Source organism: Lachnoclostridium sp. MSJ-17 (genome assembly GCF_018918205.1).
Classification (GTDB): Bacteria; Bacillota; Clostridia; order Oscillospirales; family Acutalibacteraceae; genus Ruminococcoides.
The window spans coordinates 1-11,036 of sequence record NZ_JAHLQB010000114.1; the positions used below are offsets into that span (position 1 = coordinate 1).

Sequence of the window (11,036 nt, forward strand, 5' to 3'; positions counted from 1 at the left end):
ACACGTTACCAAACATGCGCGGCAATTGATTCTGTCAGTCAGTAGGAGCAATGCGTGGGCGAGCGCTTATCTGGGTCTTGTAACCCGTTTTAGGCTTGCTTGAGTTTCACGGATTCAGGTATCGGTAAAAAAGAGTACATCGTAAATTCCGTTTTTGATTTAGGCAGCAAGCAGACTGTTGTCGACGGCGTAAAGCGGCTCATTGATAATGATTTTGACGGCGCAGCCTAAATAGTTCTGGACATTTTATCCGGTTGGGAGTATTGTAGAGTTGCGAAAACTCGCAGACTCCCAATCGGTTTGACAACAGGAAGGAGAAAAATAATGTCAAACCAAGATAAAATAACCGCGCTTTACTGCCGCTTATCAAAAGACGACCTCAACGTTGGCGACAGCGACAGCATCGTGCATCAAAGAGCAATCCTCGAAAAGTACGCTGAGGATAATCGCTTTCCGAACATTCGCGTGTTCGTTGATGACGGTTACTCAGGCGTCAGCTTCGATCGTCCCGGGTTTCAGGAGATGTACAAGCTGATTGAAGCGGGCAAGGTCGGAATCGTTATCACGAAGGACTTATCCCGACTCGGCAGAAACTATATCGAGGTCGGCAACTATACCGAGTTTGTATTTCCGAGATACGGCGTCAGGTATATCGCCATCAACGATAACTATGACTCGCTGTTCAGCGACAACAACGAGCTTGCGCCGTTCAAGAATCTGTTCAACGAGTGGTACGCTCGTGACACAAGCAAGAAAATCCGCGCTGTATTCAAAACAAAAGCCGAGCGCGGTGAGCGACTTGGAACCACCATACCGTATGGTTACCGCCGCGACCCCAACAGTGGAAAAGAGTGTCGTCTGTTGATTAATGAGGAAACTGCGCCTGTGGTAAAGCTGATATTCGCAATGTGCGCCGAGGGCATCGGCCCGACTAATATTGCAAAAAAGTTGCAGGAAAAGAAGATTCTTAAACCAACCTTCTACCGTTTCCAAAAGGAAGGCAAGTATGGTACGCGCACAGACACAGAGAATCCATATAAATGGACCTCACGCACGATTGCTGATATTCTTGATAACGAAATCTATCTCGGGCACACCATTAACTGCCGTACAAGGATAGCTTCGTTCAAGGACAAGCGAACCATCAAGGTTCCGAAGGAAGAACAGCTCCGTTTCGAGAATACTCATGAAGCAATTATAGACCAAGAAACATGGGATATTGTCCGCAAGGTGCGCGAAGGCAGAGTTCGACAAACCCGTATGGGTGAAATCAATAAATACAGCGGACTCATCTACTGCGCCGACTGCGGCAGAAAACATTATCTCTATAGGGGAAGAACGGTCAAGCGTGAGAGCTACAGCTTTATCTGCGGAAACTATCACAAGCACGTCGGTGAAGTAAAATGCACACCGCATTCAATCAGAGAGGTTGTGCTAGACGAAATTGTGCTTGAGGAAATCAACAAGGCGCTCTACTACGCGAGGAACAATACGAAGGAGTTTACCGATTACATAAGCAAAAAGACTTCCTCACAGTACAGAAAAGAGTTGAACGCCAAAACTGCGGAGCTGTCAAAAGCAGAAAAGCGTATTGTTGAATTGAAATCGCTGTTCAAGCGATTGTATGAGGATAACGTCCTCGGGCGTATCAGCGACGAATAGTACAGAATGCTGTCAGTTGATTACAACAATGAACAGAAAGAGCTTGAAGCGACTATTCCTGACTTGCAAAAAGAAATTGATACACTCAAAAATGAATGTACCAATGTTCAGAAGTTCCTTGACATTGTCAGGAAATATGTATGTGTACAGGAGCTGACGCCCGAGGTGCTGAGAACCTTCATCAGCAAGATCGTTGTTCACGAGCGTGAGAAAAAGCACAGCCAGACCTCTCCGCAGCAAATCGACATCTATTTCCGCTACATCGAAACATTCGCTCTGCCGGGAGAAATCAACCAAGCAGAAGAAAAAACGCATGACGAAAGGCGGACAGCCTGAACTGTCCGCCTACGCATAGGGCACCGCCTTAAACTGAAAACATCCTTTTCGGAATCAGCCTAAAGCGCTCCTTCTTTTTTGTTTGCGTGAATGCCGCCAAAGCGGCGCTTACATTTTACCCGCCAATGCTCTGCCGAGCCAGATATCGGCGATATCCATTGCAAGATAAAATCCCTGCTTTTCGCTGGTTTTCACAATCGCCTTTCGGGGTAAAAGGTAAGGGTCGGTAGCCATAAGCTGAACCGTGATCTTGTCGGCGACCTCGATTCCGCCGACTTCCTTCTTTGACTTGATCTGAAGTCTGATGACATACGGCTCATCCATATTGCCGTAATAGATTTCGTCGCCGCAGCGTACAAGAGGTCTGCCCTTATAGGTTGAGAACTCCTTTGCCTCTTTCGCTTCTGCCACAAGGCATCATCCTTTCTTAAACATTGAGGTACGATTTAACCAGTGCTTCGAGCAGATCGTCGCGGTCAATCGCGCTGATGATGTTGCGCGCGTTATTGTAGGTAGTGATATAGGTGGGATCCTCGCTGAGAATATATCCCACAATCTGGTTGATTGGGTTGTAACCCTTCTGCCGCAGCGCGTCATATACGATCGTAAGACCTGTTTTAATCTGGTCGTCCTTTTCATCGCCCAATGAAAAAATCATCGTCTTTTCTAACATACCGAAGCACCTCCCGTTTATCTATTCTATTATTATACAGGAAAAAGCTAAGAATTGCAAGTGTTTTTATACAATTTAAAAGAAAACAGGAGCGCGCATGACGCTCCCGTTTATTCTTTATCGAAGTGTAACCTTGATTTCCCTGAGATTTGAGATGATTTTATCCATGATCTCCTGTACCTCGCCGGAGCTGAGTGTGCGCTCGGCGGACGAGAACTCAAAGCGGATAGTGATGCTGTGGAAAAGCTCGGTGTCGTAGGTGTCGACGATTTTTGTGTTTCTGAGGATATCCTTTCCCTCGTTCTTCCAGCAGTGCTCGAGGTCAGCGTAGAACACGCCCGCGGGAACCACGACGCTGATGTCGTAATCCATCGGCGGGAACTTCGACGGCTCCTCGTAGCAGATCGAAGCGTTCTCAACCTTCGCGAAGGCGTTCATGTCGATCTCCGCGAACACGATGCTGCTCTTCTTGTCGATCTTCTTGCCGACGGTCGGGTGAACGATTCCGATCGTGCCGATCTCCTCTCCGTCGAGCAGGACGGTATTGAGGTTTACGGGGTGCTCCCAGCTGTGCTTTGCCTGAGCGATTTTGTAGCCGAGGGGCTTGTGCTTGAGGTCGTCGGCGATAGCCGCTAGCATATCGCGGAGCTCGAAGTAGAGCGTGCGGACGTCCTTCGTCTTGCTGTAGAGGGTGATCGCGAGCTTCTTGTACTCTCTGCAGAGGTTGTTCTCGTCAATGCCGTCAACGACTCTGCCCACCTCGAAGATACCGAAGTCCGGAGCGTAGCCGACGTTCGTCTTTACCTGACAGAGCTGTGTGGGTATCATCGAGCGGCGGAGAGTTTCGATATTCGGGTTTGTCGCGTTGAGCAGGCGGACGTTCTCCTCAACGGGAATTCCGAGAGCCTTCTGCTCGTCCGCATAAGCCCAGATGTAGGAGTGAACCTCGTGCAGGCTGTAACGCTTGACGAGCATATCCTTGATTCTGTCCTCGTTATTCTTGACAACGTCCTCGCGCACGGGATAGAGCGGCGAACGTGTGGTGTTGATCTCAAAGTTGTCGTAGCCGTAGATACGGGTGATCTCCTCGATGATATCGGCGTTCATCGTAACGTCCTTTGTCGCTCTCCATGAGGGAACGAGAACGTCGAAGGTATCGCCGTCGAGGGTGACCTTGAAGCCGAGGCTCGTGAGAGTCTTGACGATGGTGTCGTTGTCGATCTCAATGCCTGTGTAGCGGTCAACAAAGCTCTTGTCAAAGCTGAGGTCGACCTGCGGATATCTGAACGCGTACTCGTCGGTGAGAGCGGAAACAACCTTCACGCCGCCGTCGTACTTCATAAGCAGATAGAGGAAACGCGCGATCGCGGGAACAGTCAGCTCTGGGTCAAGGCTCTTTTCGTAGCGCATCGAAGCGTCGGTGCGGTGAGCAAGACGGACTGTCGACTTGCGTATGGAAGCCGCGTCAAAGGTCGCGGACTCGAGGGTCAGGGTCGTGGTATCCTCAACGATCTCGGAATCCAGACCGCCCATGATACCCGCAATAGCTACGGGCGTGTTGTCGTTGCAGATCATCAGGGTGTTCTCGTCGACATTTCTGTCAACGCCGTCGAGGGTCCTGAAAACAAAGGGCTTCTCAAATCTCTTGATGCGGATCTTGCCCACCTTGCGCGAATCGAAGGCGTGCATGGGCTGACCCATCTCGAGCATGAGGTAGTTTGTGAGGTCGGCGAGGAAGTTGATACCGCGCATTCCGCAGTAGAAAAGGCGGATCCTCATGTTGACAGGGCTGACGCTGCGCGCGATATTCTCAACCTGTAAGCAGGAATAACGCTGACAGAGCGGATCCTCGATTTTGAGGTCGACCTTTTTCAGCTCGTTGTAGGCTTCCAGATCGGCGGTATCGAGCGGCTTGAGCTCTCTGCCGGCGAGAGCGGCGAACTCTCGCGCGATGCCGTAGTGACCCCAGAGGTCGGGACGGTTGGTGAGGGACTTGTTGTCGACCTCAAAGATGATATCGTCGATCTCGTAAACGTCCTTGATATCGGTGCCGTTAGCAACGTCGTCGGTGATCTCCATGATGCCGGAATGGTCGTCGCTGATTCCGATCTCAGACTCGGAGCAGCACATTCCGTAGGACATGAAGCCCGCTAACGGACGCGGCGCGATCTCGATCTCGCCGAGCTTTGCTCCGACCTTTGCAAAGGCGGTTTTCATTCCGACGCGCACATTCGGCGCGCCGCAGACAACATCGGTCAGCTCAGGCTCGCCGGCGTCGACCTTAAGAAGATGGAGCTTCTTTGAGTCGGGGTGATTCTCGACGGACTTGATCTCCGCGACGACAACGCCGCTCAGATCAGCGCCCTTATAGAAAATCTCGTTCTCCACCTCGGCGGTAGAAAGCGAAAAACGGTGAATAAGATCCACCTTCTCAAGACCCGTGAAATCCACGAAGTCCGAAATCCAGTTCATTGACAGGAACATAGCTTTACTCCTCCCTTAGTTATCATCGTCGGTAAACTGCGACAGAGCCTTGAGATTGCCGCTGTTGAGGTCGCGGATATCCTTGACGCCGTACTTCATCATGGCAAGGCGCGTAAGACCGAGGCCGAACGCAAAGCCCGTATACTTTTCGGGGTCAACGCCGCCCTCGCGCAGAACGTTCGGGTGGATCATGCCGCAGGGACAAAGCTCAAGCCAGCCGCTGTGCTTACAGGAGGGACAGCCCTCGCCGCCGCAGATCTCGCAGTTGATATCAAGCTCAAATCCGGGTTCTACGAACGGAAAGAATCCGGGGCGGAGTCTTACCTTGATGTCGCGCTGGAACACCTCGGAGAGCATTGTTTTCATGAAGTAAATGAGGTTTGAAATGGAAATATCCTTGTCCACCATCATACCCTCCATCTGGAAGAAGGTATTCTCGTGGCAGGCGTCGGTAGCCTCGTTGCGGAAGCAGCGTCCCGGGAAAATCGCCTTGATAGGCACGCCGTTTTCGGTGAGATTCCTGCCGTACTTTCTGAGAATCGCGTTCTGTGCCGCGGAGGTCTGGGTCTTGAGCAGCTGACCGTTCTCAAGGTAGTAGGTGTCCTGCATATCTCTCGCGGGGTGGTGCTTGGGAATATTTACCGCCTCAAAGCACTCGTAGTCGGTAACGACCTCGGCGTAATCCTCAACGGTAAAGCCCATTGACTTGAACACAGCCTCGCACTGACGCTGCGAAAGAGTTACGGGGTGATAAGAGCCGCGTGTAAGCTCGGGCGGAGTTGTAACGTCAAAAACGGGCATGAGGTTGATTTCAGCCTCGATAGCCTTTTGGTTGAGCTCCTCGACCTTTCTGTCTATAAGCTCGGCGGCATTCGCCTTGAGCTTGTTGACCTCCGCGCCGAAGGTCTTTCTCTCCTCGTTGGTGAGATCCTTCATACCCTTGAGCAGCGCTGTAATGCTGCCCTTTTTGCCGAGATAGCCGACTCTGAGCTTGTCGAGCTCTGCAAGGTCGCCGACGCTGCTCAGCTTCTGCTTGATTTCTTCTCTGAGAACATCAATTCTGTTATCCATAATTTCCTCCTATATAAAATTTGTAATTATGCAGAAAAAAGCCCTGTGCAGTTTCCTGCACAGGGACGAAAAATTTCCGTGGTACCACCCTGATTTCCGAATAACCGGACACTCATTGTGCCTGTAACGGGGCAAGCCGTCAGAGCCTACTGCTATTTCAGCCCTGCCACTCGGGAGTGAACTTCACACTTAGCCGTAATGACGCGCTTTCAGCCGATGACGCGTCTCTCTTTCAGAACGGTGCAAAATGCTACTCTCTCCGTCGCCGTGTTATCTCTTAACATAATACCACTATTCGTTTTATTTTGCAAGTGTTTTAAACCGCGTACTAAAAGTTTTATTTAATTTCCGCTGCACATTTTCGCGGGAAATGTTTCAGCTAAACCTTACTTCGGCTATTCTTCGGCAAAGGTTCCATATAACCCAATTACTTTGTTACCACAAGAGAGCCGTCGGCATTGTAAAGCGGAGTTAAGCCGCCGCTGTAACCGCTCTTGATAAACAGATAGTTAACGCCCGTTTCGGTATCGACAAGCACGGTTCTTGAACCTGACTCGCTGAGTGACCTTCCTTCGGTAAGCTTTTCAACAAATCTTTCATTCTTCTCTTTCATCAGTTTGCACTTCCTTTTTCAACGCCGCCGATATCGATAATCGTGCCGCTGCCGCCTTCAACACGAGGCAGCTCGCCGTTCCATTTTTCGATCTTCTTGTTTTCAATAATGTTGTCGGTCAGCGACTTAGAAATCGTTTCATTAGCCGAAGCCTCCGCGTCAGCCTTGATTTTTACAGCCTCGGCGTCCGCCTGAGCGTTTGTGATCTTGGTCTGCTTCTCGGTCTCAGCCTTCAAAAGCTGCTGCTGAGCAACCTGCTTCTCCTCGATTGCCGTGATGAACGCCTCGGAGAAATCGAAGTCGATGATATTTACGTCGGTCACGTAAAGTCCGATGTCGTTGAGCTTGTTGTTAAGACCCTCAACCAGTCCGTCGGAGATCAGCGCGCGGTTTGTAACGCTCTCCTCGGCGGTGTAGGTCGCGGTGATAGCCTTGAGCACCTCGTTTACCGCGGGAACTACGAGCACGTTCTCGTAATCCGCGCCGATATTCTTGTAGATGCTGTAGCTCTTGGAGGTGTCTACGCGGTAGTTAATCGCGAGCACAGTCTTAACGCTCTGAAGGTCCTTCGAGAATGCCTCGGTGTTTACCTCGAGCTTCTGAATGCGGTTGTCGATTTTCACAACGTCCTGAACAAAGGGAGCCTTGAGGTGGATACCCTCCTGGAGCACGCCCTCGTTGACCGCGCCCATAGTTACCACAACGCCCGTGTGACCCGCCTCAACAACGACAAAGCTGTTGAGCGCCACGATAAACGCGGCGAGCACGATAACCGCGGGAATAATGATTTTCTTTAAGTTGATATTGATTTTTTTCTTTTCGGTGGTTTCCATTATAAATTCTCCTTCATGCTGTCAAAGAGCGAGTCAGCCTCGCGCTTGTACCCGCCCGCGATGTACGCGAGCGCCATCACCGTCAGCGCCTGCCGCAAAACAGATGCGGCGTTTTCGCGCAGCGGCGTGTAATCAGATGTAATTTCCGCGACGATCTGCCCTATGCCGTCCGGCGGAAGATTCTCCGTTCTGCCAATCACGGCGCAGAGGTAGTCGTACATCTGCTCCTCGGAGATGATATCGTCGTCCGTGTCGTTCGCGTCGCCGTTGACCATTCCCATCAGCGCGCCTATGCGGTCGAGCGGCATGCAATCGCGCAGTGAGGATATCAGAAGTATTCGCGCGAGCTGACGTTCGCGGTATTTTTTCTGTTCGGGACGGGAAACGAACCCGCGCTTGACCCAGTTCTGTATCGACGAGCCCTCAAGCCCGGTAATAGCACAGACCTGACTGAGTGTCAGACCGTCGGTAGCGCGAATTAACGGACGGATTTTCGAAAACATCCCCTCGTCGCCTTCATACGGGAGCGTAGTCCCGGGTATAAACGTCTGCAATAAAGTCACCCGCCTTTCTCAAACGTTGATATGATTATATCACAGGTTCATTTGACTGTCAATAGTTTTCACGTGACTTTCTTAAAAAGTTTTCGGTAAAAAAATATAACGGACACCCTAGTGGGTATCCGTTATATTTGGCGGAGGACAAGGGCGTTTCATCTTCCGCAGTGTTCCATCTCGTTTGATCTTTTGCAGTATGGCGTTCTGTTGCTCTGTCAGCGTAGCAGACAATTCCTGCTCGTGGCGAATCACCATCTTTGCGGTAACAAAATCGTAATCAGCGGGGATGACTGATTTGTCATCCCCGCTGAGGTTTTTTCGTTCATATTCTGTTTCAGAATCTTGCCCCGATCAGGTTCCCCAGTACTCGCCGCCGCGCTCCTCTTTTTCCCAGGAGCGGGTTACGTACCATTCGTTGATCTTGGTGTTTTTGCCGTCGTTCTTGATACGGCTGGAGTATTCGCTGTTGAATTCAGTCCAGTTAAGGTTGATGTTGGTGTTATTGGCTTTCTTGGAGATTTCGATACAGGGATTGGCGTCGGTGCCGTAGTAGGAAGCGCCGTTGAATTCCACATATTTTGTCTTCAGGGTGGTGTTGTTCGCGTTGTCCGGTATCACGAACTTGCGGTTGTCGCCGCAAAGCTTCGCGCTCTGAAGTTCAAGACTTGCGCCGTTGCGGAGGGTGAACAGATCCAGATTCTTCTTTGCGGAGCAGTCGAAGCCGTTGCTCTTGCAGTACATATTGATGTATACTTACATTCAAATTACTTGGCGATATAGAATTATCAGAAAAAATCAGCGAAAAAGCGAGGTGCAAACAACGTGAACAGAAGGACAATCCCATTCGGGTATAAATTTGAAAATGGGTGTGTCGTTGTAGATGAATCTACTGCAGATATTGTTAAAGAGATATTCAAAAGATATCTTGCCGGTGAATCGATGTTAAATATCTCAGGTTTACTAAATAACCTGCATATCGAATACCGTCCCGGAACAACCGGCTGGAACAAAGCGAGAATCAAGAGAATTCTTGAAAACAAGAAATATTTAGGCGACGAAGATTACCCGCAAGTTATCAGTGAAGATATTGCCCTTAGAGCTGATGAAATCCGAGAAACTCGCAACAAACAAAAGGGAGTAAACAAAGATGAACTAATCTATCATCTTGACGCTCAAACAATTTGCCCTTGCTGCGGCACAGTAATGAAACGAAGATTTGATCCTCGCACCAAGATTCACGGGAGATGGAAATGCCAAAGTAATGACTGTCGTAAGCTTGTAGCTATAACAGATGAGGTTATGCTGAGTGACATTACAGAAATGCTAGATGTTTATTTTGAAGAACAAGGAATTCACAGCATTGAGAATGGTTCAGAATTCTACATTACGGTGTACGGCTCAATCGCACAGAGCGAATCCGAGAACATCAGTGCCAATGTCAAATGGGGCAAGGAGCAAGCCGCCCGAGAAGGCAATGTATCCTTTCATTACAAAAACTTCCTCGGCTACCGCAAAGGCAATGACGGCAACCCTGAAATTGTTCCCGAAGAAGCAGAAACGATCCGATATATATATGAGAGGTTCCTCGCTGGTGACAGCCACCAAACAATTATTTCCAAACTGGAATGTAAAAACATTCTGACACCCGGTGGCAAGGTAAAATGGACTTACGGTACACTACATTCTATTCTCACCAATGAGAGATATATGGGCGACGCGATAATCAATAAAACCTACACTGTTGATTGTATCTCCAAAAAGAAAAAGAGAAACAACGGTGAGCGCGCTAAATACTATGTCGAAAACAACCATCCCGCCATCATTGACAGAGTTACCTTTGGCAAAGTTCAGGAAGAACTTGCCCGGCGCAGTGGACTGCGGAAGGTCAAACAGGTTGGTACAAAAACCGAGCTTGGCAAGTATTCTTCGAAATATGCACTGACCGAACTGCTCGTCTGTGGAGAATGCGGTACGCCGTATCGCCGATGCACATGGACAGCTTGTGGTAACAAACGTATCGTATGGAGATGCATCAGCCGCTTGGATTACGGAAAAAAACGATGCCACAATTCTCCAACAATGGGTGAAGAAGAACTGCACCGTGCAATCATGAGTGCCATACAGACCGTAGCTATGCAAAACACCAATCTCCTTCAGACGCTGAAATCCCACATTGTCATGACAGTGAAGTGCGACGACTCGGAAGATAAAAAACTTGAAATCAAGGTTAGGCTCGCGGAAATCAATGAAGAATTCCAAAAAGCAATGTCTCTTGTCTCCGTTGACGAAAATAACAATGTCATGATTGAACAAAGACTTACTGAGTTGATAATTGAGAGGGAAACGCTGAACAAGGAGCTTGCCAAGTATGTAGAAAACGACAACGCATCTGTACAATCTAAAATCAACGATATTGACAGGCTGACAGACATCCTCGAAAACCAACCGATGCAATTCAATGACGAATTGGTTCGCCAAATGCTACAATGCGTAGTGGTCGAGAGTAAGGATCGAATCAAGGTAATTTTCAACGACGGAACCGAGATTGATCAACCGGTACAGTGATTGAAATGGTGACAGAGTTTATGAATAAATAACCCTAAATGATAGGCGTAGTTTTAGTAACCACGCCTATTATTTAAGGTTGCAAGAATACCTCATAGGAAGGGTATGCATTTTTGTTTTATAGTAACTATTCAGAACGATAAAAAATTGTATACCTGCACAAAAGAAATTTTGAAATATCGAATAGCCGGCATGCAGATGAAAGAAGTACAAATTGGTCATACGCTATGCTCTCCAGAGGC

At 49.1% G+C, this 11,036-nt stretch carries 12 protein-coding genes and 1 other annotated feature; of the genes, 4 read left to right on the forward strand and 8 right to left on the reverse strand.

The annotated features are described in order from the left end of the window. The first annotated feature begins 99 nt into the window (after positions 1-99). The 3 genes from KQI64_RS09345 (at position 100) to KQI64_RS09355 (ending at position 1,998) form a co-directional block, all read left to right on the forward strand. Positions 100-231 carry a transposon-encoded TnpW family protein gene (locus KQI64_RS09345; RefSeq protein ID WP_216524492.1) on the forward strand — a complete coding sequence of 44 codons (132 nt, stop codon included), beginning with the start codon at positions 100-102 and terminating at the stop codon, positions 229-231. A 93-nt stretch (positions 232-324) separates the two neighbouring features. Beyond that, positions 325-1,662, forward strand: a complete 1,338-nt coding sequence (locus tag KQI64_RS09350) for a recombinase family protein (protein WP_216524493.1) — start codon at positions 325-327, stop codon at positions 1,660-1,662. Positions 1,663-1,668: 6 nt separating this feature from the next. Next, a complete protein-coding gene (locus tag KQI64_RS09355; RefSeq protein ID WP_216524494.1) occupies positions 1,669-1,998 on the forward strand; it encodes a DUF4368 domain-containing protein in 330 nt (109 codons plus the stop codon). Between the two features lie 108 nt (positions 1,999-2,106). Here the strand turns inward: KQI64_RS09355 and KQI64_RS09360 are convergent, their stop codons facing one another. The 8 genes from KQI64_RS09360 to KQI64_RS09395 form a co-directional block, all read right to left on the reverse strand. Continuing rightward, positions 2,107-2,409: a hypothetical protein gene (locus KQI64_RS09360; protein WP_216524495.1), complete on the reverse strand. Its 303-nt coding sequence runs from the start codon at positions 2,407-2,409 to the stop codon at positions 2,107-2,109. A 16-nt stretch (positions 2,410-2,425) separates the two neighbouring features. After that, on the reverse strand, positions 2,426-2,671 hold the full coding sequence (locus KQI64_RS09365) for an IreB family regulatory phosphoprotein (RefSeq protein ID WP_216524496.1): 246 nt from the start codon (positions 2,669-2,671) through the stop codon (positions 2,426-2,428). Positions 2,672-2,788: 117 nt separating this feature from the next. Further along, positions 2,789-5,155: a phenylalanine--tRNA ligase subunit beta gene (gene pheT / locus KQI64_RS09370; protein WP_216524497.1), complete on the reverse strand. Its 2,367-nt coding sequence runs from the start codon at positions 5,153-5,155 to the stop codon at positions 2,789-2,791. Between the two features lie 15 nt (positions 5,156-5,170). After that, complete coding sequence (gene pheS, locus KQI64_RS09375) at positions 5,171-6,226, reverse strand: phenylalanine--tRNA ligase subunit alpha (protein WP_216524498.1); 1,056 nt, start codon at positions 6,224-6,226, stop codon at positions 5,171-5,173. Between the two features lie 58 nt (positions 6,227-6,284). Further along, positions 6,285-6,501: a binding site (T-box leader), on the reverse strand. 152 nt (positions 6,502-6,653) lie between these two features. Next, positions 6,654-6,839 carry a DUF6440 family protein gene (locus tag KQI64_RS09380; RefSeq protein ID WP_216524499.1) on the reverse strand — a complete coding sequence of 62 codons (186 nt, stop codon included), beginning with the start codon at positions 6,837-6,839 and terminating at the stop codon, positions 6,654-6,656. Then, positions 6,839-7,672, reverse strand: a complete 834-nt coding sequence (locus tag KQI64_RS09385; RefSeq protein WP_216524500.1) for a prohibitin family protein — start codon at positions 7,670-7,672, stop codon at positions 6,839-6,841. Before KQI64_RS09385 ends, KQI64_RS09380 begins: the two co-directional genes overlap by 1 nt. Continuing rightward, positions 7,672-8,175: a DUF1836 domain-containing protein gene (locus tag KQI64_RS09390; RefSeq protein WP_216524501.1), complete on the reverse strand. Its 504-nt coding sequence runs from the start codon at positions 8,173-8,175 to the stop codon at positions 7,672-7,674. Before KQI64_RS09390 ends, KQI64_RS09385 begins: the two co-directional genes overlap by 1 nt. Positions 8,176-8,580: 405 nt before the next feature. Further along, entirely contained in the window at positions 8,581-8,970 is a 390-nt protein-coding gene (locus tag KQI64_RS09395) for a hypothetical protein (protein ID WP_216524502.1), read from the reverse strand. An 81-nt stretch (positions 8,971-9,051) separates the two neighbouring features. Between KQI64_RS09395 and KQI64_RS09400 the strand changes: the two genes are divergently transcribed. After that, positions 9,052-10,794 carry a recombinase family protein gene (locus KQI64_RS09400; protein WP_216524503.1) on the forward strand — a complete coding sequence of 581 codons (1,743 nt, stop codon included), beginning with the start codon at positions 9,052-9,054 and terminating at the stop codon, positions 10,792-10,794. Positions 10,795-11,036: the final 242 nt, after the last annotated feature.

Coding starts and splice junctions, on each gene's coding strand:
- KQI64_RS09350 (WP_216524493.1), top strand. CDS start 325: ATGTCAAACCAAGATAAAATAACCGCGCTTTACTGCCGCTTATCAAAA.
- KQI64_RS09355 (WP_216524494.1), top strand. CDS start 1,669: ATGCTGTCAGTTGATTACAACAATGAACAGAAAGAGCTTGAAGCGACT.
- KQI64_RS09365 (WP_216524496.1), bottom strand. CDS start 2,671: ATGTTAGAAAAGACGATGATTTTTTCATTGGGCGATGAAAAGGACGAC.
- pheT (WP_216524497.1), bottom strand. CDS start 5,155: ATGTTCCTGTCAATGAACTGGATTTCGGACTTCGTGGATTTCACGGGT.
- pheS (WP_216524498.1), bottom strand. CDS start 6,226: ATGGATAACAGAATTGATGTTCTCAGAGAAGAAATCAAGCAGAAGCTG.
- KQI64_RS09380 (WP_216524499.1), bottom strand. CDS start 6,839: ATGAAAGAGAAGAATGAAAGATTTGTTGAAAAGCTTACCGAAGGAAGG.
- KQI64_RS09385 (WP_216524500.1), bottom strand. CDS start 7,672: ATGGAAACCACCGAAAAGAAAAAAATCAATATCAACTTAAAGAAAATC.
- KQI64_RS09390 (WP_216524501.1), bottom strand. CDS start 8,175: ATGTTTTCGAAAATCCGTCCGTTAATTCGCGCTACCGACGGTCTGACA.
- KQI64_RS09395 (WP_216524502.1), bottom strand. CDS start 8,970: ATGTACTGCAAGAGCAACGGCTTCGACTGCTCCGCAAAGAAGAATCTG.